Annotated in this window: 16 protein-coding genes; 11 read left to right on the top strand and 5 right to left on the bottom strand. The window is 45.0% G+C overall.

The window, feature by feature from the left end; translation table 11 throughout:
- Window positions 1-27 precede the first annotated feature (27 nt).
- Window positions 28-1,449: a serine-type D-Ala-D-Ala carboxypeptidase gene (gene dacB, locus F7Y48_RS07555; RefSeq protein ID WP_256894547.1), complete on the top strand. Its 1,422-nt coding sequence runs from the start codon at window positions 28-30 to the stop codon at window positions 1,447-1,449.
- On the opposite strand, the gene F7Y48_RS07560 is transcribed toward dacB, so the two are convergent.
- On the bottom strand, window positions 1,428-2,273 hold the full coding sequence (locus tag F7Y48_RS07560; RefSeq protein WP_012841442.1) for a magnesium transporter: 846 nt from the start codon (window positions 2,271-2,273) through the stop codon (window positions 1,428-1,430). The genes dacB and F7Y48_RS07560 overlap by 22 nt on opposite strands.
- Window positions 2,274-2,691: 418 nt before the next feature.
- A complete protein-coding gene (gene tyrS, locus F7Y48_RS07565; RefSeq protein WP_065645535.1) occupies window positions 2,692-3,879 on the bottom strand; it encodes a tyrosine--tRNA ligase in 1,188 nt (395 codons plus the stop codon).
- Between the two features lie 130 nt (window positions 3,880-4,009).
- Here tyrS and F7Y48_RS07570 point away from each other — a divergent pair, with 130 nt between their 5' ends.
- A complete protein-coding gene (locus F7Y48_RS07570; RefSeq protein WP_046875053.1) occupies window positions 4,010-5,302 on the top strand; it encodes a peptidoglycan DD-metalloendopeptidase family protein in 1,293 nt (430 codons plus the stop codon).
- 64 nt (window positions 5,303-5,366) lie between these two features.
- Here F7Y48_RS07570 and vmeK read toward each other — a convergent pair whose 3' ends face one another.
- The 3 genes from vmeK to erpA all read right to left on the bottom strand — a co-directional run bounded on the left by vmeK (window position 5,367) and on the right by erpA (window position 10,046).
- A complete protein-coding gene (vmeK, locus tag F7Y48_RS07575) occupies window positions 5,367-8,471 on the bottom strand; it encodes a multidrug efflux RND transporter permease subunit VmeK (RefSeq protein WP_316682997.1) in 3,105 nt (1,034 codons plus the stop codon).
- A 9-nt stretch (window positions 8,472-8,480) separates the two neighbouring features.
- Window positions 8,481-9,599, bottom strand: coding sequence for an efflux RND transporter periplasmic adaptor subunit (locus tag F7Y48_RS07580; protein ID WP_316682998.1), 1,119 nt, complete (start codon window positions 9,597-9,599; stop codon window positions 8,481-8,483).
- A 105-nt stretch (window positions 9,600-9,704) separates the two neighbouring features.
- Window positions 9,705-10,046: an iron-sulfur cluster insertion protein ErpA gene (gene erpA / locus F7Y48_RS07585; protein ID WP_005380031.1), complete on the bottom strand. Its 342-nt coding sequence runs from the start codon at window positions 10,044-10,046 to the stop codon at window positions 9,705-9,707.
- A 246-nt stretch (window positions 10,047-10,292) separates the two neighbouring features.
- On the opposite strand from erpA, the gene hemL reads away from it, so the two are divergent.
- The 9 genes from hemL (at window position 10,293) to F7Y48_RS07630 (ending at window position 24,408) form a co-directional block, all read left to right on the top strand.
- The gene (gene hemL / locus F7Y48_RS07590) at window positions 10,293-11,588 is read left to right on the top strand and encodes a glutamate-1-semialdehyde 2,1-aminomutase (RefSeq protein WP_012841437.1); all 1,296 of its coding nucleotides are present in this window, start codon (window positions 10,293-10,295) and stop codon (window positions 11,586-11,588) included.
- Between the two features lie 346 nt (window positions 11,589-11,934).
- Window positions 11,935-13,020: an AI-2E family transporter gene (locus F7Y48_RS07595; RefSeq protein ID WP_316682999.1), complete on the top strand. Its 1,086-nt coding sequence runs from the start codon at window positions 11,935-11,937 to the stop codon at window positions 13,018-13,020.
- Between the two features lie 75 nt (window positions 13,021-13,095).
- A complete protein-coding gene (rsmC, locus tag F7Y48_RS07600; RefSeq protein WP_005394693.1) occupies window positions 13,096-14,121 on the top strand; it encodes a 16S rRNA (guanine(1207)-N(2))-methyltransferase RsmC in 1,026 nt (341 codons plus the stop codon).
- A gap of 226 nt (window positions 14,122-14,347) precedes the next feature.
- Window positions 14,348-17,734: a response regulator gene (locus F7Y48_RS07605; RefSeq protein ID WP_048625952.1), complete on the top strand. Its 3,387-nt coding sequence runs from the start codon at window positions 14,348-14,350 to the stop codon at window positions 17,732-17,734.
- Between the two features lie 776 nt (window positions 17,735-18,510).
- Window positions 18,511-20,193: an ABC transporter substrate-binding protein gene (locus F7Y48_RS07610; RefSeq protein WP_316683000.1), complete on the top strand. Its 1,683-nt coding sequence runs from the start codon at window positions 18,511-18,513 to the stop codon at window positions 20,191-20,193.
- Window positions 20,194-20,363: 170 nt separating this feature from the next.
- Window positions 20,364-21,350 carry an ABC transporter permease gene (locus tag F7Y48_RS07615; RefSeq protein WP_005394705.1) on the top strand — a complete coding sequence of 329 codons (987 nt, stop codon included), beginning with the start codon at window positions 20,364-20,366 and terminating at the stop codon, window positions 21,348-21,350.
- Window positions 21,351-21,352: 2 nt separating this feature from the next.
- Window positions 21,353-22,378, top strand: a complete 1,026-nt coding sequence (locus F7Y48_RS07620; RefSeq protein WP_005394707.1) for an ABC transporter permease — start codon at window positions 21,353-21,355, stop codon at window positions 22,376-22,378.
- Window positions 22,379-22,380: 2 nt separating this feature from the next.
- Window positions 22,381-23,364, top strand: coding sequence for an ABC transporter ATP-binding protein (locus F7Y48_RS07625; RefSeq protein WP_005394709.1), 984 nt, complete (start codon window positions 22,381-22,383; stop codon window positions 23,362-23,364).
- Between the two features lie 48 nt (window positions 23,365-23,412).
- Complete coding sequence (locus tag F7Y48_RS07630) at window positions 23,413-24,408, top strand: ABC transporter ATP-binding protein (protein WP_005394711.1); 996 nt, start codon at window positions 23,413-23,415, stop codon at window positions 24,406-24,408.
- Window positions 24,409-24,456 lie beyond the last annotated feature (48 nt).

Raw genomic sequence — 24,456 nt, forward strand, 5'->3', positions numbered from 1 at the left:
ACATAACTCACCTTAGAAAGTATCATTATGCGTTTACGTTGGCCCTTGCTCATATTCTCTTCATTACTTTCTGCTTTTTCACAAGCGTACCCTCATCAAGAAGTGTTGCCGGAAGGCTCTCGCATCAGTTTAGTCGCGGAAAAACTCAGTGAGAATGCTGAACTTGACGGTGTTCATCCTACCGAACAACTGTTCCCACCAGCCAGTACATTAAAAATCGTCACAGCATTAGCGGCAAAGTTAGAGCTGGGTGATAACTTCCGCTTTCGAACCAAGCTAGAAGCGTCAAGCTCAGACGCAGTGATTTACTTTGTCGGCGATCCAACGCTCCAAACCAACGATTTAAAATCACTTCTTACCCTAGCCAAGAAAAATGGCTTAAAACGTATTGACGGTGACTTATGGCTCGATAACAGCGCATTCACTGGTTACAACCGTGCAGTGGGCTGGCCGTGGGATATCTTGGGAGTTTGCTACAGCGCTCCGGCATCGACCATCACACTCAATAACAACTGTGTGCAGGCTTCTATCTATACGCAAAAAGACGGTGGGACTCGAGTCTACGTACCTGAGCATCAACCTATTCGTGTAACAAGTACTGTCGAGACCGTTTCTAAAACGATTAAGAAAAGTCGTCATTGCGATTTAGGCTTAGTCGCAAACCCTGATAACAACTACAAGCTAACTGGATGCTTAGTTGAGAGGGAGAAACCATTGCCACTTAAATTTGCCATTCAAGATCCTGAACTTTATACCAGCCATAGATTGGCAGCTTTGCTTAAGCAGCTCAATATTGAGTTATCAGGAAAGATTAGGATCGGTTCGGCTCCGGAAAAACAGCGCAAGCTAATCGCCATGCATCAATCAGAGGCATTACCAGACATTCTGGAAGAGATGCTTAAAAACTCTGATAACTTGATTGCAGATACATTAACCAAAACACTTGGCGCTAAGTTTTTTGTTCAGTCAGGTAGCTTTGCCAACGGTACAGAGGCGATCAAGCAGATCATTTTCGCCAACACTGGTATTGATATTCGTAATGCGCGCCTGGAAGACGGCTCAGGACTTTCGCGAAACAACCGTATTTCCGCCACCAAAATGGCGGAAATTCTTCGTTATATTTGGAAGCACGAAGACGAGCTTAAACTGATCGCCATCATGCCGAAGTCAGGTGAGTCAGGCACACTAAAGTACCGACAAAGTATGCGAAAGTTGCCAATTAAAGGACAATTGATCGCCAAAAGCGGCTCCCTCTACGGAACTTACAACATGGCCGGATATGGCTTGGATAAAAATGGTCAACCTAATACCGTTTTTGTTCAGTTTGTTTCTGACTACTTCCCAGAAAAAAGGGACGATAACAAACCTGTCATCGCCCCTATTACACATTTTGAGCAGCTTTTTTATAGTGATATTGTGAACTTTAGTCAGGCGATACCTAAGAAATAGTTCACCACATTAAAGTATATCCACATCCCTGAAATATCGACGATAGATGCAAGCACTGGACTCACCAATACCGCTGGGTCCATCTTGCAAGCTCGTGCAATAATTGGTAGCAGCCCACCTAATGTTGTAGAAATTGTTACTTGGATGAATAACGCAACCGCTATTGCCAATGCGATATCGGTAAGTTCAAAGCCCCCAGTTGATTGACCGGCACTAAATAACATAATGCGTCCAATCATCACGATAGCGATAGCTAACGCAATAAATAGAGCAACGCGGCTCTCTTTCCACAAAACTTCTAGCCATTGGCGTTTCTTTAGCTCCCCAGTTGCAAGAGCACGAATCACCAAAGTTGCAGCTTGTGTTCCTGTATTACCACCAGCCGCAGCGATCACAGGCATGTACACCGCAAGCAAAACGAGCTGGCTAAGGGTGTCCTCATACTGAGCAATGATCAAACCCGACACAATCCCTAAAAGGGCCAGTGCAATGATCCACCCAATACGCTGCTTCACGTGCCCCAAAACACTAGTCGATAAATAACCATCAGGTGTATCAACTTCAGACATATGCAAACCCAATTGGTGAGCATAATGACGTGCGCGTTTGTCATGGCCTGCTTGCTCAAGTTGAGCAATAAGACTATTAACATAACCGACAGAGCAATGCTGCAAAATACCTACCGCCTCATCGATCGGCATGATCGTAAGCAAATGGACTTGTTGCTCTTGCTCATACTGCAAAAATGCATTGCGAGCTGCACCAATTTCTACTTCAGAAAAGTTTGGTGTTGTTTCAATAAAAGTGTTGTTCATTACCGTCATGGCGAATCTCCCGATTGGCATTGGTAACGACCATCGACAAGGCACGCAAAGTCACTCTTGCATACTTAAAGTCACACAACAATTAAGATGCACAGAGAAAACCAATGCGGACGCACTGTCTATTCAGAATGTATGAAGGAAATAACGAGAAGAAAATTAGAAAAGATGCCTCACCACTTAGGTAAGGTGGAGATCGCCAATACCGAAGCGGGTTATTTCGCTCCCTTGCTCTTACTCACCCAACGACTGGGAGGATGGTCGGTATTGTTCATGTAAATCTCCGATAACGCTGCCATTATTGGCAGCGAGAGTATAGTAGCAAAGTTAAACATGTTTGGAAGTTTTACTTTGTCTTTTTCGCTAAATTTTTATACAAAAAAAGCGCCCATCAGGCGCTTTCATTTGCAGCGATTATTGATTACTGAATAGTAATACGTGCAAATTTACGTTTGCCTACTTGGAACACGTAAGTACCCGCTGCTGGAGCAAATTTGCTGTCCGCAATTTTTTCACCATCTATCTTCACAGCGCCCTGCTTAACCATACGCATCGCATCTGACGATGATGGGCATAAGCCAGCTTCTTTCAACAGATTGCTCACTGGGCGACCTGCATCAAAATCAAATTCTGGCATTTCATCAGGAATTTGGTTCTTCGCAAAACGGTTTACGAATTCTTGCTCTGCCGCATCTGCATCAGCTTCACTGTGGAAACGAGCAATAATTTCTTTTGCTAGCAATACTTTGATGTCACGAGGGTTTTTGCCCGCTTCTACATCAGCTTTGAATTGAGCAATCTCTTCCAGAGGACGGAAAGATAGCAGCTCATAGTAGCTCCACATTAGGTCATCAGAAATAGACATGATTTTACCAAACATTTCGCTTGGCGCTTCGCTGATACCGATGTAGTTGTTTGCTGACTTAGACATCTTCTTCTCGCCATCAAGGCCCACTAGGAGAGGCATCATCAGTACAACCTGTGGTTTTTGACCGTGAGACTTTTGCAGTTCACGACCCATTAGCAGGTTGAACTTCTGGTCAGTACCACCAAGCTCAACGTCAGTTTCCATTGCTACTGAGTCCCAACCTTGTAGAAGTGGGTACATGAACTCATGAATAGCAATTGGCTGACCACCCGCGTAACGCTTTTTAAAGTCATCACGCTCTAGCATACGAGCAACGGTTTGGTTTGCAGCAAGACGAATCATACCTTCTGCACCAAGCTCAGATAACCACTCAGAGTTGAACTGAATCTTAGTTTTTGCAGGGTCTAGAATTTTGAATACCTGCTCTTTGTAAGTTTCTGCATTACGCAATACATCTTCGCGGCTTAGCGGTGGACGTGTTGTGTTTTTACCTGTTGGGTCACCAACCATTGCAGTGAAGTCACCAATTAGGAACGTCACCTCATGACCTAGCTCTTGGAACAAGCGAAGCTTATTGAAAATAACCGTATGACCTAGGTGAATATCTGGAGCCGTAGGATCCGCACCCAATTTAATACGTAGAGGACGGTCTTCTTTTAGTTTTGCGATAAGCTCTTCTTCTGGAATCAGCTCTTCAACACCGCGCTTAATCTCGGCTAGTGCAGCTTCAATGCTCGCCATTCTTGTTCACTCCCACAGATTTGGCAAAAATATAATAGCTGAACATATTACTTGAATAGCGATGCATTTTGAAACACGTTAGACTAGGTAGTTGTGAATTTTTCCGTTTAATTTAGCAATCAAGTACCTCATGCATTCGATTTTTGTCCGACTTCCACTCTTGCACAAAGTATTGATCGGTTTTTTTAGTGCGCTGATTATCTTCGCGCTCTTCTTTTTACCTGATCCGCAAGACCTAGACCCACAGCAGAGCCGATTAAAAGTTGGTCAACATTATCCTGTGCCAGTTTCCCTAGAACTCAGTGCACTAAACAGTTCGTCTCCAGCGTCCCCCGCTGTACTGCGTTGGGAAACGTACAAAGTGAAAAATGGTGAGAGTGCAGCCATCTTGTTTAGTCGCGTGGGGCTTTCTGCCCGTCTATTGCATGAGCTTGTCTCATCAGACAAAGAAGTGGAAAAGCAATTAACCCGACTTCGACCTGGCGATCGATTGCAATTCGGTTTTGATGAAAACAACGACTTAGTACAGTTAAGAAGAACATTAAGCGCATTCGAAACTTTTCGTATCACGTTAAAAGACGGCAAATACGTCTCAGAAGTCGATAAAAAAGAAGTCGACTTCCAGTACAACTACGCTGAAGCCACCATCAAATCAAACTTTTGGAATGCGGGAATCTCTTCAGGATTAAATGGTAACCAAATCATGGAACTGGCTGGCATATTTGGTTGGGACATCGACTTTGCTTTAGATATTCGTAAAAACGACAGCTTCCGAGTGCTTTACCAAGAGGAAGTGGTAGAAGGTGAAGTAATCGGTCGTGGAAAAATCATTGCTGCGATCTTTAAAAACCAAGGCGATACCTTCACCGCAATACTGGATCAGAAAAGTGGCAAGTATTACGACGAAAATGGACGAGCAATGAAAAAAGCGTTCTTGCGCGCGCCGTTGGATTTCCGTCGAGTTTCGTCTAACTTCAACCCACGCCGCTTACACCCTGTAACGGGACGCGTTCGTCCTCATAGAGGCACGGACTATGCTGCACCAGTGGGCACCCCGATTTGGGCGGCTGGCGATGGTGTCGTTCAAAAATCGTCTTACAACAAATTTAATGGTAACTACGTTTTCATTAAACACAGCAATACTTACATTACCAAGTACCTGCACTTAACCAAACGTACGGTACGAGCTGGTCAACGCGTTAAACAAGGCCAAACCATTGGTACGCTTGGCGGAACTGGCCGTGTAACTGGCCCTCACCTGCACTACGAGTTCCTTGTGAATGGTGTCCATAAAAACCCGCGCACGGTGAATTTGCCACAATCTAAATCCCTAACAGGAAAAGCGAGACAAACTTTCATGGCAAACGCGAAAATTAGCATGGACAAACTTGAGCGCTACAGCAAACTGCTAGCAATGAAGTAAGCCAGGTATTGAAAAGGGCAGCTCAGCTGCCCTTTTTGTTTCTTTGATATCATCACGATGAAGCTTACTTTTCGGAGTGATGCTCTCTCCCGAGCATAAGCAAACACGGTGTCAGAACTAACGTTAGCAAAGTCGCAAACGCCAAACCACCCGCGACAGCAGTCGCAAGCTGAGACCACCATTGAGTGCTTGGTGCGCCAAACTCCACTTTCTGGTTAACTAAGTCGATGTTCATTTCTAACACCATTGGCAATAAGCCTAATATGGTGGTCACCGTCGTGAGTAAAACGGGTCTTAAACGCTGCACACCTGTGCGCAAAATAGCCTCAGATTTATCTAAGCCACGTTTACGCATCTGATTATAAGTATCGATTAATACGATGTTGTTATTCACAACAATACCTGCAAGCGCAATCACCCCTATTCCCGACATGATGATGCCAAATGGCTTTTGGAAAATAAGCAATCCAGCAAAGACCCCAACGGTAGAAAACAACACAGCACTGAGGATTAAGAAAGCTTGATAAAAGCTATTAAACTGCGTAATTAAAATCAGAGCCATCACACCAAGCGCGACAATAAAAGCATTTTGTAAGAATGCTGATGAGTTTTCCTGCTCTTCATTTTGACCCCGAATCTTATATTCAATGCCTTCCGGTAAGTCGAGCTGTTCCATTCCAACGGCAATCTTCGGTAGCTCAAGCGCCAAATTGTAACCTTCCACCATATCTGCTTTGATATTGATAACTCGATGGCCGTCTACACGACGAATGGTATCTTGCTTATGATCTGGCTTAATTTGAGCAAAGTTCGTGATTGGCACCAAACCAGCTGCCGTTTTCACTCTCAGTTGGTCAAATCGACCAATATCGCGCTTATCTTGTGGATAGCGCACCAAAATATCGACTTCTTCATCCGCATCATCGGGCAAATAATCGCCTATTTTCAAACCGTTCGTAACAAACTGGACGGTATTCCCGACTAAGGTAGCATCCGCTGCAAAGCGAGAAGCGTCATCTCGCTGGATATCAATTTGCCAATCAATCCCTTCCTTATTAGTGGTATCACTCAAATTGGTCAGTGCAGGATTACCATCAGCCCAGTGTCGGACTTGTTTGGCCGCTTCATCTAACGCACTAACACTCAAGTTTCGTGATGACACTTCAATCACGAGATCATGCTCGACAGGCGGTCCTGCGTCCGGGAATTTATATTCAAGTTCAACACCATAAAAGCGATCTGTGGTCTCTTTTAGTTCCTCAATAATGGTTTTCACTTTGCGTCGATACTGCCAGTCCACAGGAGTTATTTGAATCTGGCCAATCTCGTCCCCATTATCGCTCGACCCCGTGCGCGTGTAGACACTTTCAAACTCGTCATGACCGAGCATCACCTTCTCGATTTCGCGCATAACAACATCTTTTTCGTGAATAGACAGGTCACCATAAGAACGAACTTTAACGGTAAAAAAGGCAGGGTCCACTTCAGGGAAAAACTCTGCACCCAAGCCAGCTTTGTTGTAAGTGAAGCCGACACCTGCCGCTAGCAGTATCGCGCTGAGTAAGACTTTCCATGGATGACGAATCGCTACCGACAGAGTCTGGTAATAAAGCTTGGAAATGCCTGTCGCTTTTTCAAAGTTGCCGTTATGCAGCTCAACCATTTCTCGCTGAGCTTTCTGATTGACTATTTGAGGCTTGCCAATGATCCCACCGATGACAGGAACGAACAGTAGAGCCATCATCAGCGAAGCGGCCAAAGTAGCAATTAAAGTAAGTGGTAAGTACTTCATGAACTCACCAGTAATGTCTGGCCAGAAAAGTAACGGAGCAAACGCAGCCAATGTGGTTGCTGTGGATGCGGTAATAGGCCAGGCCATTCGCTTTGCTGCATCTCGATAGGCTTCTTTACGAGGTGTACCCTCTTGCATGCGCCTATCCGCAAACTCTGTCACCACAATGGCACCATCCACCAACATGCCCACCGCCATAATTAAAGCAAACAGTACGACGATATTGACCGTAAGCCCAAATACCGATAACACCAACAACCCAGTCAAGAACGATCCCGGAATAGAAATCCCTACGAGAAGCGCGGTCCTAACCCCCAATATGGCAATAATCACGATCACTACGAGGATAATTGCGGATAAGATATTGTTTTGTAGATCACTGAGCATCAATTTGACATCGTCGGATTGATCCCAAGTGTATTTGACTTGCAAATTGTCGGGCCACTCGGCGCGCTTCTGACCCTGAGCCAGTACTTCTTTGACCAGCTCAACCGTTTCAATGATGTTTTCCCCTGCCCGTTTTTTTACGTCCAAAACGATGGCAGATTCACCATCTAAACGAGCAAAACTTTCAGGGTCGCGAAATGCACGTCGTACTGTCGCCACATCGCCAAAAGTGATCACCTCTTTGCCATTCACCTTGATCGGTAGTTCAAGCACATCTTTCAGTGAATCAAAAACCGATGGGACTTTTACCGAAAAGCGTCCATACCCAGTATCGACAAACCCCGCTGCCACAACCCGGTTATTCAAGGCGATTAAATTATAGATATCCGCTTGATCGAGACCGTAGCTTTCCATCAATAGCGGATCGACAACTATCTCCACGATGTCTTCACGATCCCCAGCGATTTCAACCTCAAGAACCTGACGGAAACTCTCCAAACGATCACGTAGCGTTCTGGCAATCTGTACAATGGTCCGCTCTGGTACGGTGCCATATAGAACAACAGTCAAAACAGGCTCTTCAGATGCAAACGTGACTTCATTTACCGTTGGCTCATCACTGTCCTCTGGTAATTTTGGCTTCGCAAGATCAACGGCGTCTCGGACATCTGCCATCGCTTTATCAAGATCCACTCCAACACTAAATTCCAGCGTCACCGAAGCATGACCTTCTGATGCCACAGAGGTCATCTCTTTTACGCCTTCAATAGAGCGCAACTCTTGCTCTATTGGCCGAACTAATAAACGTTCGGCATCAACGGGAGAAATGCCTTGATGCCCAACAGAAACGTAGATAATAGGAATGGTAATATCTGGGCTCGATTCCTTGGGGATAGTGACGTAAGTAATGACACCGGCAATTAAGATCATCACCAGTAATGTCAGCATGGTGCGAGCGCGGGATAACGCAGCATCAATCAGAGTGTACATAAGTGCTCCTTACTGCTCACTAGCCGCTTCAACAACTGCGTCATCAACTTTGTTGGCCAGTACTTGATCGCCATCGCGTACAAACCCTTGCCCCAGCACGATAATATCGGCTCGCTCTCCTAACCCAGAGAGCCAAACACCATCATCTTCGGCCTTAACGAGCTGAATCGGAACAAATTCAACATGCTCATTACGCAGTGTTTTAACACCTAAATTACCTTCTTCATCGAGTGCTAGCATTGCAGCCGTAATCTTTACCGCCAACACTTCACTCAACGGCAGCTGTACTTCAGCGCTCATACCGGCCGGAATTCTTGCATCTTGGTTATCAATTTCGATTTCAATTGGAAAGGTGTTAGTAGAAGCAGAAGAAACATGCCCAATGTAGCGTACCCGACCTTGATAATGCTGTTGGTTAATGGTTTTTACATCGGCTTGTAGGCCTTCCTTAAGGTATTGTATATGCCGCTCACTGACATCGGCTTCAATCACCAAAGTGTCCAAATCAATGACCGTCGCAATAGGATCGCCAATCCCTACAAAGTCGCCTAACTCAACAAAGTGGTGATCAACAATGCCATCGAATGGTGCTTTCACCTCGGTATTTCTTAATGCCGTTTGCACGTTGCTCAAATTCGCTCGAGCATCCACCAATGCCGCTTGTGCTGTCGCAAACGCAACTTCGCCCTGTAGTCCGCGACTTTTTAGCGATTTAGCTGCATTAAACTCTTTCTCTTTAACCAACAGCATCGCCTGAGCCCGCTTGAGCTGAATACCAAGATCGCGCTTGTCGATGCTTGCGATCACTTGCCCCTGCTTGACTGTTTGACCTTTTTCTATAGTGAGGCTGACTATTTTACCCGCGACTTCAGCGCCAAGGCGCGCTTGACGATTGGGGGCAGTCCGTCCATACAGTTCGATGGTTTTACTTGTGGGTTCAGCAATAAAGGTGTCGAACATTACCTTTGCAAGTGGCGTGGTGTTCGTTGAAGAGGATGAAGAATTGAGATTATCATCTTGTGCTTTCAGTTGACCGATTGCCAGCCATGCAACAAGAAGCAATATGAGGATAAGAGATACTAGCCACGGGCGCTCGACAATGCGACGTCCGAAAGACGATCCAGACATATAAAGTCCTTTTTATTATTTCTCTGCATATTCTGCGAGAGCGACTTTACGTGACATCCTTCTACGTAAAGTTCAGGCAGCCACTGGCTGCCTGATTGGTGTTAATTACACACTAAACGATGCACCACAACCACATGTTGTCGTTGCATTTGGGTTGTTTACAAAGAAGCGCGCTCCTTCTAACCCTTCTGTGTAGTCAACAATGCCGCCAACGAGATATTGCAGACTCATCGGGTCTACAACCAGTGTTACACCACTGTTTACGATTGTCGTATCGCCTTCGTTTACATTTTCATCAAAAGTAAAGCCGTATTGGAAGCCGCTACAGCCGCCACCAGTAATGTATACGCGCAGTTTCAATGCTGGGTTTTCTTCTTCAGCAATCAATGCTTTAACGCGAGATGCTGCTGCGTCAGAAAAAGATAATGGTACGTTTACTTCGCTCACGAAGACCTCTCTCACTCGTGTAATGCGTCAAGCCTGAAGCAAGACGTCAAATTTGTGCTAATTGAGACGATTATCCAATACCTGACAAACTCGTTCAAGTATTCACCGCCGATTCTTTATAACAGATGCGGATATATAAGATTACACTGCGAAACAACACATAAATTAAGCAAAACGTTTCTAACTTGATTATAGCTAGGTACAATGCGCTCCACTTGGTCCGAGCAATCAAAAGAGGATAACCCCATGACCAAATCATCAGAGCTGTATCAAAAAGCTCAGCAAACCATCCCTGGCGGTGTCAATTCACCAGTTCGTGCATTCAACGGCGTTGGCGGCTCTCCGCTATTTATCGAACGAGCAGACGGTCCACTGATTTTTGATGCCGATGGTAAAGCGTACATTGATTACGTTGGCTCTTGGGGTCCAATGATTCTTGGCCATAACCACGCGGTTATCCGCGAAGCCGTCATTGACGCAGCGCAACGTGGCCTTAGCTTCGGCGCACCAACTGAACTTGAAATCGCGATGGCAGAGTTAGTGTCTGAACTTGTTCCATCAATGGAGCAAATCCGCATGGTAAGTTCTGGTACCGAAGCGACTATGAGCGCGATTCGCCTTGCACGTGGCTTCACTGGTCGCGACAAGATCATGAAGTTTGAAGGTTGTTACCATGGTCACGCAGACAGCTTACTAGTAAAAGCGGGCTCTGGTGCACTGACCCTTGGTCAACCAAGCTCTCCTGGCGTTCCTGCAGATTTTGCTAAGCACACGCTAACAGCAACATTCAACGACCTAGATTCTGTACGCGAGCTATTTGCTGCTAACAAAGGCGAAATTGCTTGTATCATCGTTGAGCCAGTAGCAGGCAACATGAACTGTATTCCACCAGTGGAAGGCTTCCACGAAGGGCTACGTGAAATCTGTGATCAAGAAGGCGCGCTACTAATTTTTGATGAAGTAATGACAGGCTTCCGTGTTGCTCTAGGCGGCGCGCAAGCACACTACAACATCAAACCCGACCTAACGACACTGGGTAAAGTGATCGGTGGTGGTATGCCAGTGGGTGCTTTCGGTGGTCGTAAAGAAGTAATGCAATATGTTGCGCCAACGGGTCCGGTTTACCAAGCGGGTACGCTTTCTGGCAACCCTGTCGCAATGGCTGCAGGCTATGCATGTTTGAACCTTCTTAAAGAAGAAGGCAACGAAAAACGTCTAGCTTCAAAAACCAAACAACTAGCAGATGGCTTTAAGTCTCTAGCAGAGAAACACGGTATTCCTCTGGTTGTGAACCAAGTCGGTGGCATGTTCGGCTTCTTCTTCACTGACCAAGAAAAAGTGACTTGCTACGAAGACGTAACGAAGTGCGATGTGGAACGCTTCAAGCGCTTCTTCCACTTAATGCTCAAACACGGTGTCTACCTAGCGCCTTCAGCGTTCGAAGCGAGCTTTACTTCCCTTGCTCATGGTTCAAAAGAAATCGATGCCACGCTAGAAGCAGCTGACCGCTGTTTTGCAACTCTTGCAGAAGAAGCAAAATAATCGCTTAAAAGCTGCGATAACTAATTTAAAAAAGGACCATCACGGTCCTTTTTTATTGCCAATTCAATATAACCAATACTGCTAAAACACCAATAACAATGCCAAACCACGGTATTCGTTTGGCTTTTTTCTCGGTTTGACACTTTTTATCACCGTTGCAACAACCCATACTTCATCTCTTGATTGATAACCGACTGATTTGTGGTCATTATAACAAGGTATATTGCTCTGCTCTAATTCGGCATTGTCATAAGCTTGAAAGAGTTAAGAGTGCAAAGTAATAAAGGTTCAACGCCATCTTTGAAGGCGCAAACCGTAAACGTCACCTGTAAGTTGGACTAATCTCATGCCAAATAATGTAAAAATAACGTCGAGTCACCGAGTGCTAATGGTCGCTTTACTCGCCGCTGCTTTTGCTTGCTACTTATTGGTTGAGCCATACATCAATTCCATTGTGATGGCTTTTATCATTTCTTTGCTCATGTTTCCGGTACACGAATGGTTTGAGCGAAAAATCCCCAAGCACCCCAATATGGCCGCACTGCTGTCATGTGTCGTCTTGACGTTTATTATCGTTATCCCACTGCTATTTGTGTTTGCAGCCATTGTTCAACAAGGCTCTGTTTTTTCACAAAATACGTACAACTGGGTCACTAATGGTGGAATCCAAGATATATTCCAACATCCTTTTGTTATCAAAGGCTTAGCCATAATTAATGAGTACTTACCTTTCGATAAAATCGAGCCAAAAGCCATTGCGGAAAAAATTGGTCAATTTGCCACATCGTTTGGCTCTAACCTAGTTGCTATCAGTGCCAAAATTTTAGGAGACGCCACCAACTTCCTAATGAATTTTTTCCTGATGCTGTTTGTGCTGTTTTTTCTACTTCGTGATCACGACAAAATTATCTCTGCGATTCGTCATATTCTGCCACTCTCACGTAGCCAGGAAGACCGTATATTGACAGAGATAGAGCAGGTTTCTAAATCAGCCGTGATGGGCTCATTCCTAACGGCTATTGCTCAGGGTCTGGCTGGCGGTATCGGTATGTGGCTCGCTGGCTTCCCTGGGTTATTTTGGGGAACGATGATGGGCTTTGCATCATTCATTCCAGTGGTCGGAACCGCACTAATCTGGATTCCTGCAGCGGCGTACTTGTTCTTAACAGGCGATATGACTTGGGCTATCTTCTTGACGGTGTGGAGTGTGGTCGTCGTTGGTTCTATTGATAACCTATTGCGTCCGCTGCTAATGCAAGGCAGCGCAGGCATGAACACCCTAATGATTTTCTTCTCGTTACTGGGTGGTCTACACCTGTTTGGATTGATCGGCCTGATTTACGGTCCACTGATTTTTGCCGTGACAATGGTACTGTTTAATATCTACGAAGAAGAATTCAAAGACTTCCTCAACCAGCAAGACAACAGCTAGTCACAGCTTAATCACTTCAAGCTTGGGGCAGATTGTGCGAAAATCTGCCCCAATTATTTCTGATGAACCCAATTTATGTCTGCTTATATCGCTCCTAGCCAAATAGCTCAGCGTCAGCTCGAGTACTTCAACGGAAAACATGTTTTAGTTGCAGGTGAAGTCGAAGATCTCTTTCCACTTGAACTGACCAAACACTGTGAATCTGTGGAAGTCTTCACTTCAAACTACAGCTTCTACCGTCAAATTCGCACTCATAACAAGGTTAAAAGCCATTTTGGTTCTGAGTTTAATACTGAGACACAAGCAGACATGGTGCTTTTGTACTGGCCTAAAGCCAAAGCCGAAGCCGAATACCTTCTGGCGATGTTGATGGCGAAACTAGGCGTGAACACTGAAATTGTAGTGGTTGGCGAAAACCGCTCAGGTGTTAAAAGCATCGAGAAGATGTTCAAAGAGTATGGCCCGGTCAATAAATACGATTCCGCTCGTCGTTGTTCATTTTACTGGGGCACTTGCCTCAATGAACCAAAGCCGTTCAATCAAGCAGACTGGTTTAAAACCTATACGGTCACACTTGGTGAGCAATCACTGACTGTTAAGAGTTTGCCTGGAGTATTCAGTCATGGCGAATTCGATTTAGGTAGCCGCCTATTACTCGAAACCTTACCTACTCTATCAGGTAAAGTCCTCGACTTTGGATGTGGTGCTGGGGTGTTAGGTGCTTTCATGGCAAAAGCCAATCCAGAAATTGCGATTGAGATGTGTGACATTAACGCGTATGCCATCACATCGAGTCAAGCCACACTAAAAGCCAATGGATTAACCGGCCATGTATTCGCCTCTGATATTTACTCAGACACTGCCGACGATTATCGTTTTATCATCAGTAACCCACCTTTCCACAGTGGTTTAGATACGAACTACAACGCAGCAGAAACACTCTTGGGTCAGGCTCCAAAGTATCTCGATAACCATGGTGAAATGATCATTGTCGCGAATAGCTTCTTAAAATATCCACCAATTATTGAGCGAGCGTTTAATAATTGCGAGACGCTAAATAAGACCAATAAGTTTTCTATCTACTACGCGAAAAAGTCATAATCTTCCCTCGCGCAGGTACAAACCTGCGCGATTTTTTCTCAAAAACTCAACACTCATAAGAAAAACTGCGTCACCCTGCACGCTTTACAACTAACTTTCTTGTCAAAGAAAAAAAACTCGTTAATTTTGTTAATTCTATCTAGTTGAACTTCTTATCCGTTTTTAACGAGAACCTCGGCAGCGAAGTACATTTTAGAACTGCCCTTTATGAGTTGTAATCTTATCCATGTTTAAATTCTACAAAAAACAGAAATTTAAGCGCCTTCAGAGTACACTGATGACCGCATTTCTGGTGCTCAGTATCACACCTCTTACCATTACTGCGATCTTTTTCCTACAGTCCCACAGTAAAGATCTGCAAGAACAAAGCACCTCACACTTGTTGTCTGTTCGAGATACAAAACAACAGCAAATTATCGACTACTTTGAGGCACGGGAAACCGAAGTCATGGGCTTTGTGCGCTCTGAACTGGCTTACGCCAGTGGTGGTCGATTCTACGGTCTCGTCAATGCTTTTAGTCGTTTAGGCAATGACATTGAAGAATCTCGTAAAAATGCCCAACAGCGCTACATTGAAGGCAGCGGAGATCAAATCAAAACGTCAACGTTACCCGAGTCTTCCAACTATGTCGGAAGTGAACGTTACCGACTCTTACATAAACGTTACCACTGGGCCTACTTGGAGCTCCTCAAGCGCTCTGATTTTAATGATATTTTGCTGGTCGATATCAACGGTAATGTCACCTACTCGATCAACAAAGACGATAACTACGGAACAAACTTATTATCAGGCCCCTACAAAGACTCAGCACTTGGCAAAACCTTCAAGCGTCTAGCTGATGACGTCACTGAACGCCGTAAGGTGAATGAAGACTACACCCCTGTGATTGTGTCTGATTTCGAACTGGAAGGTGGTAAACAAGTCGCTTGGTTAGGTGCTCCAATTGTTCAGCAAGGCTACCTACACAGCTATGCTATGTTCCGCTTACCAAATAATGGCATCACGAAGTTAGCCGCAGACGCCAACCGAGAGTCATCCATTAACACCTTACTGGTTGGAAATGATCACCAACCTCGCACAATTAACACCAAGCAAGATGACATTAAGAACAGCTTAGAAGTGATCGATAAAGCACTCTCTGGTGCATTTGGCGTCGGCACTTACACGAACGGTTTAGGTGAAGAGATCATCGCTGCTTATGCACCGATTGAAACGCGTGGTGTTATTTGGGCACTCGTCGTGCAATTACCAGAAAACGAAGCTTTCGCTCGTATTCATCAACTAGAAAAACTGTTTGTTATCGCCATGCTGATCGCCATCATTCTAGTGGTAATCGCTTCCCATTATTTATCAAACTTTATTACTTCTCCGTTGCTGAAGTTAACTTGGGCTGCCGAAAAAGTGTCTGCCGGAGATCTTGATGACACCACCTTTAATACGGTTCGCAAAGATGAAATTGGCCGTCTTGCGCTGAGTTTTGAACGAATGCAGCGCTCTATTCGAGAGAAAATTCAAACCATTAAGAAGCAAAATGAAGAGCTCGAGAGCAACATCCAGATCATTCAAAAACAAAATGATGAACTGCAATTGGCCGATAAACTTAAAGATGAGTTCTTAGCCACCACTTCTCATGAACTCCGCACACCATTGCACGGCATGGTCGGAATCGCTGAGACCTTAGCGTCCGGCGCTAACGGTGCTATCCCTGCTAGCCAAAAATATCAGCTTGATATCATCATTAAAAGTGGGCAACGTCTCGCAAACCTTGTTGATGACTTATTGGATTATCATAAAATGCGTTACGGAAGCATGGATATCCAGAAGTCAGCGGTGAGTTTAGCCAGTGCAACGCGACTGGTACTAGAGCTTTCCAGCCATTTACTCGGAAATAAAACCATCCGTATCATCAACCAAGTACCAGCGGATTTGAAAGCGGTGTCTGCCGATCCTCAACGCCTTGAACAAGTGTTATATAACCTGATCGGTAATGCGATTAAGTACACCTCTGAAGGTAAAATCGTTATCTCCGCCAATGTAGTTGATGATCATGTTCGTGTGCAAGTTGTGGATACTGGGCAAGGTATTCCCGCAGAACATCTTGAACATATTTTCGAACCACTTATCCAAGCGGGACAAGACGCAAGTCGCTATCGTCAAGGTGCGGGGCTCGGGCTTTCGATTAGCCGTCAATTGATTGAGTTGATGGGTGGCTCGTTATACGTCAGCAGCCAGCCTATGGTCGGCACCACCTTCAGTTTCACGTTACCACTTGCCAGTGAAGAAGAGATCCAAACAACTCAAACCCTTGCAGCGCACGGACACTTCCAGATTCCTGAAATCGATGTAGAGAACAATGAAGACTTATCACTGCCAGAGAATCCAGACGGCCCGTTACTGTATGTCGCTGACGATGAGCCAGTAAACCTGCGTGTGCTTGAGAGCTTCTTACGTTTAGAGGGCTACCGCGTACGTACCGTCTCTGATGGACCAGAAACATTAGCACTCGTTGAGCAGGAAAAACCGGAACTCCTGTTATTGGATATCATGATGCCAGGCATGAGCGGCTATCAAGTCTGCAGTGAATTACGTGAAACTTATGACCATGCCGAGCTACCTATCATTATGCTCACCGCGCTGAGTCAAACAGAAGATCGTGTACGAGGCTTTGAAGCAGGAGCCAACGACTATTTATCTAAGCCATTCAATAAACAAGAGCTAGCTGCGCGCATCCAAGCGCACTTAACGGCAAGCCAAGCTGAAATGCGCCACATGGAGAATAAGATACTTGAATCTGAACTTCGCCAACGAGCGGCTGTAGAGGCAAGCTTATTAGAAACTCAAGGGCGATTGTTGGAACAACTGGAATCGGCTCCTGAAGCGATTATCTGTTTGCGTGAAGATAAACGTATCCGGTTTGCTAATGAAGCTGCTTGCAAGCTATTCAAGCGTAACTTAGAACAATTAAAACGTTCATCTGCCGATGAGTTGATTGCACCTAAGTATCTGACCGTCAAACAACCTCATTACTGTGGCAAGATTGATATCTATATTGAAGATATTCGTCAAAACATCGAAGCAGACATTCTTAAACTACCTGAAGGCTCAGGCTTAGATGTCATGTATATCTTTAATGTTGGCGGAGGAGCCAATGCCGCTCGCATACACAACCTAGAAACCGCAGTAGAGGTGCTTTCAAGTTATGCTTTTGATGGCGATAAAGACCAGCTGCAGAAGCTGAAAGAACTCGGTGGAGAGTTTACACGCCTTGCAGACAAAGCGCTTGGTAACAAAAAAGACAAACAAGAGCTAATGCGAGAAATTCTGGTCGACGCAATGACACATGCCTTAGAGTATTGGGAGTCAGTCACTGGTGAAAGTAAATTCGCATTTGCCGAACAAAGTGGCTTATGGCGCGTTTATCTTGACCGTAGCACTCTGCAAACACGCACTTTGGATAAATACATGCGTATAGAAACGCTGCCAAAAACGCCACGTTGGAGAACGGTATTGAGCTCGATAGAATTCATCCTTGAACACTGTAAAGAACAGAGTCCTGAGCGTGCGTACATCGAAGCTCAACGAGATAAACTACAGCGACTGTTGACCAGCTAATACCTATCAAAAACTAGCCCAGCGCATACGCTGGGCTTTTTATTATCCAAGCCTTCTCTTTCTCTAAAGACGAACAATACAGCGACTCTCTACCGTTACCACATTAAAATGCCGAATAAGCCTCTGGACAAAGTTGTTCATGGTAGGCATTCCAAACATACGCTTCTATCGATATAACTTACCCAAACTAGGTTGAGTCGAGCGAATAAAACACTTCATTTTCACAATAAAAAAAGAGCAATAAATGAGAGAAAACTGTCGATAAAAGAGACTATTTTTCAGATAACAAACGGTTTTTAACCAACAATTGACAGAGATTGCGAACTCAATCACAACAGAACGGCAGATTAATTTTTAGCTAATTAATTAACACATTTTCTGCATGTGAGCGAGATCTCCGAACCAGGAAAAGAATCAGAAGGCTTTTATTTTAAATAGATTATAGGTTAGCAATTACTAACACTCACTATTAACAAGGATATAAACTGCGACGCATATCAACGTTTATTTTTTGGTCTATCTCTAGTCAAAATTAGCCAAAATAACGTTTATAACGGAGAGTGACGATATTTTAACGTTTTTAACGAGAATCGAGTTTGATTATTTTATGGATAAGGTGTTTTCTTACTCCTGCCTAAGGCCTACAGGCCACTCTTGGCGAAACTCAATGTTGTAATGAGTAATGCATAAACAAGAGGTAGGTCTTAGAGAGTGTTTATCAATTGATGACATTCAATTCCATTTAGTGAAATGAAAGCAAATAGTAAGGAACAGCTATGCTTGCCAATATTAAAAAAACAGCACTAGCAACAGCAATTATTGCAACGGCTACTACAGGTTTTGCATCGGTAGCTACTGCGGCTGAACGCAGTGAACTGACTATCCACCCTAAAGAGTTTACAACTTTCGTTCGTAACTTTAACCCTTTCTTGGGTGCAACTAACCTGCACACAACAACCGACTTTATTTACGAGCCGCTCGTTGTTTTTAACGAAATGCACGGTAACACGCCAGTATTTCGTCTAGCAGAAAACTTTACCATGGCTGATGACCTAATGAGCGTGACCTTCGATATTCGTAAGGGCGTAAAATGGTCTGACGGCAAAGCGTTTACCGCTGATGACGTAGTTTATTCTTTCAACCTAGTTAAAGAGAAACCAGAGCTAGACCAGTCTGGTATCAACTCTTGGGTAACTGGCGTAGAGAAAGTTAACGACTACAAAGTTAAATTCCGTCTAAGCGAAGCAAACTCAAACGTTCCTTACGAAATTGCGAAAGTACCAGTTGTACCTAAGCACGTATGGAGCAAAGTGAAAGATCCAGCAACATTCACAAACGAAAATCCTGTAGGTAGTGGTCCATTTACCGAAATCGACACTTTTACACCGCAACTATACATTCAGTGTGAGAACCCGAATTACTGGGATGCTGATAACCTAGATGTAGACTGTCTACGAGTGCCACAAATCGCGAACAACGACCAATTCTTGGGCAAAATCGTTAACGGCGAAATGGACTGGACATCTTCATTCGTACCAGACATCGACCGCACTTACGCTGCAGCAAGTCCGAATCACCACTACTGGTACCCACCAGCGGGTACTCAAGCGTTTGTAGTGAACTTCAAAAACCCAGACGCGGCTAAAAACGAAGCACTTACTAACGTTGACTTCCGTCGTGCGTTCTCTATGGCGCTAGACCGTCAAACGATTATCGACATTGCATTCTACGGTGGCGGTACAGTAAATGACTTCGCTTCAGGTCTAGGCTACGCATTCGAAGCTTGGTCTGACGAAGAGACGCACAACAAGTACAAAGGTTACAACACATACAACGCCGAAGGTGCGAAAAAGCTTCTTGCTAAAGCAGGCTTCAAAGATGTAAACAAAGATGGCTTTGTAGATACACCATCTGGCAAGTCTTTCGAGCTTCTCATTCAATCGCCAAACGGTTGGACTGACTTTAATAACACTGTACAACTAGCTGTTGAGCAACTAGCAGAAGTAGGCATTAAAGCACGTGCTCGTACTCCAGATTTCTCGGTATACAACCAAGCAATGCTAGAAGGTACATACGACGTTGCTTACACCAACTACTTCCACGGTGCGGATCCACACTTGTACTGGGACAGCGGCTACAACTCGAAGCTACAGTCTGGTGACGGTATGCCTCGCTTTGCAATGCACTTCTACAAGAACGATAAGTTAGACGGTCTTCTTAACAGCTTCTACAAAACCGCTGATAAGCAAGAACAGCTAGAAATCGCTCATGGTATCCAGAAGATCATTGCTCAGGACCAAGTAACCATTCCTGTGCTATCTGGCGCGTACATGTATCAATACAACACAACTCGCTTCACTGGTTGGTGGAACGAAGAAAATCCTAAGGGCCGTCCAAACATTTGGGCTGGTATCCCAGAGCGTCTACTTCACATACTGGACCTAAAACCAGTTAAATAAGTAGAAGTTCATTTCAAGCGGCATACATCCCGTGTGCCGCCTATAAAAATCCCTTGTTAACGAAACCAATATGTGGCGCTCGTCGTCAGGGGATTTTTCGCTCTAAATTTCGCTAGGAGCGACCTGAAACCAGAAACAGGGAAAAAATCTGGGTGAGTAAGGTGTGAGTTATGGGTTATTTTTTAAGACGTTTGTCGTTCTATCTTGTCGCGCTCTTAGTTGCAGCGACGTTAAACTTTATTATTCCGCGAGCAATGCCTGGTGACCCAGTTACCATGATGTTTGCTAACGCTTCTGTACAGGTGACGCCAGAACGAATCGCAGCAATGAAAGAACTGCTCGGTTTCGTTGATGGGCCGATTTACATTCAGTACTTTTCGTACATTAAAAACATTCTAAGTTGGGAGCTAGGTACATCAATCCAGTTCTACCCTCTTTCAGTTAACTCTTTACTAGGTAGTGCATTTGGCTGGTCTCTCTTCCTAGCTGGTACTGCGGTTGTACTTTCTTTCTCAATCGCTTCTGTACTCGGTATTTTTGCCGCATGGAAGCGTGGTAGTAAATACGATGCATTCGTAACACCTGGTACATTGATCATTCAAGCTATCCCACAGATGGTTATCGCAATGTTAGCGCTGTTTACCTTTGCGATTGGCCTAAAATGGTTCCCATCTGGCTATGCTTACACGCCAGGTACTATCCCTGATTGGTCAAGCTGGGAGTTCATCAAAAACGTGGGTTACCACGCAGTACTGCCTCTATTCTGTGCAACCATCGTTCAGATCGGTGGCTTCCTCGTCAATATGCGTAACAACATGATCAACCTTCTCGCCGAAGACTACATCACGATGGCGAAAGGCAAAGGGCTGAGCGAGAACCGTGTCGTCTTCAATTACGCCGCACGTAACGCGCTACTTCCAAGTGTAACCGCGCTATCTATGTCTTTGGGTATGGCCATTGGTGGCCAATTGATCATCGAGATGATTTTCAACTACCCAGGCCTAGGTACTGTTCTATTGAACGCAATTCACGCTCGTGACTACCAAGTACTTCAAGGTCAGTTAATTATCATGACGATGTTCATGCTGTGCTTCAACTTAATGGCTGACATGCTGTACATGATTCTAGACCCTCGCCTACGTACGGGAGGCAAATAATCATGAAAGAACTATTCAAACTTATTTTAGGTAACTCATTCGCTCGAATCGGTCTTGGTATTGTTACCGTATTCGTATTCGTTGCGATCGCAGCTCCTTTACTTACGAAACATGCGCCAGACAAGCGAACCGGTAATCCACACGAATACCCTAGCTTTGTCGTAAAACAAGCACAAAATAATCCTGATGGCTGGGTAGCTAAAAATCTAGCAGATGATCGTCGTACGCTGATTATGTCGAAAAAGGCTGATCACGTTCTGGGAACTTCACGTATGGGTCGTGATATTTGGTCACAAGTGGCTTACGGTGCACGCGTATCGCTAGGTGTCGGCTTTGGTGCTGGCATCATCGTATGTTTCCTAGCGACGGTCATTGGTATCTCGGCAGGTTACTTCGGCGGCAAAGTGGATGACATATTAAGTGCAGCGATGAACATCATGCTGGTAATCCCTCAATACCCATTACTCTTTGTACTGGCAGCCTTTATTGGCGAAGCAGGTCCACTCACCATTGCCTTGATTATCGCTGGTACCTCTTGGGCGTGGGGCGCGCGTGTTGTCCGTTCTCAAACCATGGCTCTACGCGAGAAAGAGTTTGTGAAAGCCGCTGAAGTATTGGGCGAGTCTTCATTCCGCATCATCTTCGTTGAAATTTTACCAAACCTAATCCCGATTGTCGGTGCAAGCTTCATCGGCTCAGTAATGCTCGCTATCAATACTGAGGCTGTAATCTCGTTCTTGGGCCTGGGCGATGCCAACACCATCAGTTGGGGCATCATGCTTTACAACGTGCAAACCTCATCAGCAATGTTGATTGGCGCATGGTGGGAAGTATTAGCACCTTGTATCGCCTTAACTCTTTTGGTGACTGGTCTTGCTCTACTTAACTTTGCCGTTGATGAAATTGCTAACCCACAGCTTCGTTCTCACAAAGGCATGAAACGCTGGAAGAAACTGGCAGAGAAAGACAAGAAAGAGCGCGCGCCTGAAATGGCACCACAAAATGCACTATGGAGCGGAGATAAATAATCATGACTGCACCACTAATTTCTATCCGTAACCTATGCGTAGATTACATCACAGATGCGGGTGATGTCCGCGCCTGTAACAACGTTAGTTTTGACATTGCGCCTGGAGAAGTCTTTGGCCTGGCTGGTGAATCTGGCTGTGGTAAATCCACAGTTGCTTTCTCGCTCATGCGTCTTCATAAGCCGCCAGCATTCATCACTGGTGGTGAGGTCATCTTCAACGGTGAAGACATCATTAAGTACAGCGATGAACGTATGCAATCATTCCGCTGGAGCGAGATGTCGATGGTGTTCCAAAGTGCTATGAACGCATTAAATCCGGTGCTTACGATGGAAGAGCAGTTTTGCGATGTCATCATGCGCCACACCAACATGACACGTGAACAAGCGAAAAAGCGCGCCGAAGGATTGTTGGAAATCGTTGATATTCATCCAAGCCGCTTGAATGACTACCCACACCAATTTTCTGGTGGTATGCGCCAGCGCTTAGTCATTGCGATTGCTCTGGCTCTCAATCCAAAAATGATCATCATGGATGAGCCAACGACGGCACTCGATGTTGTGGTTCAGCGTGAAATCTTACAAAAAATCTATGCTCTGAAAGAAGAGTTCGGCTTCTCGATCCTTTTCATCACTCACGACCTGTCACTCATGGTCGAGTTCTCGGATCGAATCGGCATTATGTACTCCGGTGAGTTGATTGAAGTTGCCCCTTCTAAGCAAATTCTGGAAAGTCCTTACCACCCTTACACCAAAGGTTTGGGTAGCTCTTTCCCTCCACTAACTGGCCCTAAAACCAAATTAACTGGTATTCCAGGCAACCCTTTGAACCTATTAGAGATTCCTCAAGGCTGCCGATTCCAAGCTCGCTGCGACCGCGTCCACGAAGCTTGTACACGAGTACCAACTCAGCTGCGTCAAATTGAACCTGGTCGTTTTTCAAATTGCCACTTATACGGCGACACGATTGCTCAAGCTAAGGTTTAACAACAAAAAATAACGCTAGCTAAGAACAAAATTACACTGGAGAGAATTATGAGCAAACAACTCGGCGAACTGCTGATTGAGGGTAAACATGTCGTTAAGGACTTCCCTTTAAATAGTAACTCAATCAAGCAGTCAAAAATGCGCGCGATCAACGACGTGTCATTCAAGATGTACAAGAGCCGCGGTTTGTCAGTAGTAGGTGAATCAGGCTCTGGTAAATCTACTACCGCTAAAATGATAGCTAAAATGTACGCCCCTACCGAGGGTGTAATCGAATACAGAGGTCGTGATATCCAAGATATTACCTCTCGACATGACTTGATGACATACCGTGAAGGCGTACAAATGGTATGGCAGGACCCATTTGGCTCACTAAACCCTACACACAATATCTTTCACCATATTGCTCGCCCGTTGCTGATCCATAAAAAGATTGCACCAGGCAACAAAAAGGAACTGGAAGAGCGTGTGTATGACCTACTAGAACAAGTTGGTCTGATTCCGCCAAAAGAAACCGCGCAAAAGTTCCCGCACCAGCTATCTGGCGGTCAGCGTCAACGTGTAAACCTAGCTCGTAACATCGCTGTAGGTGCAGAAGTGGTATTGGCAGATGAGCCAACATCAATGCTGGACGTGTCAATTCGTGCTGGTGTTCTTAACTTGATGGAAGAGATGAAGTTCGAGAAACAAATGTCTCTGCTTTACATCACTCACGACATCGCAACGGCGCGTTACATTGCTGAAGATCTCGCGGTTATGTACGTAGGTCACATGGTTGAATGGGGGGATACTGAGGAAATCATTCACGATCCTCAGCACCCATATACGCAACTCTTGGTATCTGCTGTGCCTGATCCATCGAAGTCTATCCACGAGAAGCTGAAAGGCAACAAAGGGGAAATCCCACTTTGGACACCGGATTCAGTCGGCTGCCCATTTGCAGGACGCTGCGTACACGCAACCGATAAATGTCGCGAACGACTACCAGGCGTCACTCAGCTTTCTGAGAACCACTTTGTTCGCTGTTACTTATTTGAAGATTAATTATAACGAGGGTCAGGTTCAGCCTGACCCATTCCTGTTTTTATCGTT

Source organism: Vibrio sp. 2-1-2a (assembly GCF_032648565.1).
In the GTDB taxonomy this organism is placed as follows: Bacteria; Pseudomonadota; Gammaproteobacteria; order Enterobacterales; family Vibrionaceae; genus Vibrio; species Vibrio diabolicus.

Bases quoted from the DNA above. Each gene is read 5' to 3' on its own strand.
- dacB (WP_256894547.1), top strand. From the start codon at position 28: ATGCGTTTACGTTGGCCCTTGCTCATATTCTCTTCATTACTTTCTGCT.
- F7Y48_RS07560 (WP_012841442.1), bottom strand. From the start codon at position 2,273: ATGACGGTAATGAACAACACTTTTATTGAAACAACACCAAACTTTTCT.
- tyrS (WP_065645535.1), bottom strand. From the start codon at position 3,879: ATGGCGAGCATTGAAGCTGCACTAGCCGAGATTAAGCGCGGTGTTGAA.
- F7Y48_RS07570 (WP_046875053.1), top strand. From the start codon at position 4,010: ATGCATTCGATTTTTGTCCGACTTCCACTCTTGCACAAAGTATTGATC.
- vmeK (WP_316682997.1), bottom strand. From the start codon at position 8,471: ATGTACACTCTGATTGATGCTGCGTTATCCCGCGCTCGCACCATGCTG.
- F7Y48_RS07580 (WP_316682998.1), bottom strand. From the start codon at position 9,599: ATGTCTGGATCGTCTTTCGGACGTCGCATTGTCGAGCGCCCGTGGCTA.
- hemL (WP_012841437.1), top strand. From the start codon at position 10,293: ATGACCAAATCATCAGAGCTGTATCAAAAAGCTCAGCAAACCATCCCT.
- F7Y48_RS07595 (WP_316682999.1), top strand. From the start codon at position 11,935: ATGCCAAATAATGTAAAAATAACGTCGAGTCACCGAGTGCTAATGGTC.
- rsmC (WP_005394693.1), top strand. From the start codon at position 13,096: ATGTCTGCTTATATCGCTCCTAGCCAAATAGCTCAGCGTCAGCTCGAG.
- F7Y48_RS07605 (WP_048625952.1), top strand. From the start codon at position 14,348: ATGTTTAAATTCTACAAAAAACAGAAATTTAAGCGCCTTCAGAGTACA.
- F7Y48_RS07610 (WP_316683000.1), top strand. From the start codon at position 18,511: ATGCTTGCCAATATTAAAAAAACAGCACTAGCAACAGCAATTATTGCA.
- F7Y48_RS07615 (WP_005394705.1), top strand. From the start codon at position 20,364: ATGGGTTATTTTTTAAGACGTTTGTCGTTCTATCTTGTCGCGCTCTTA.
- F7Y48_RS07620 (WP_005394707.1), top strand. From the start codon at position 21,353: ATGAAAGAACTATTCAAACTTATTTTAGGTAACTCATTCGCTCGAATC.
- F7Y48_RS07625 (WP_005394709.1), top strand. From the start codon at position 22,381: ATGACTGCACCACTAATTTCTATCCGTAACCTATGCGTAGATTACATC.
- F7Y48_RS07630 (WP_005394711.1), top strand. From the start codon at position 23,413: ATGAGCAAACAACTCGGCGAACTGCTGATTGAGGGTAAACATGTCGTT.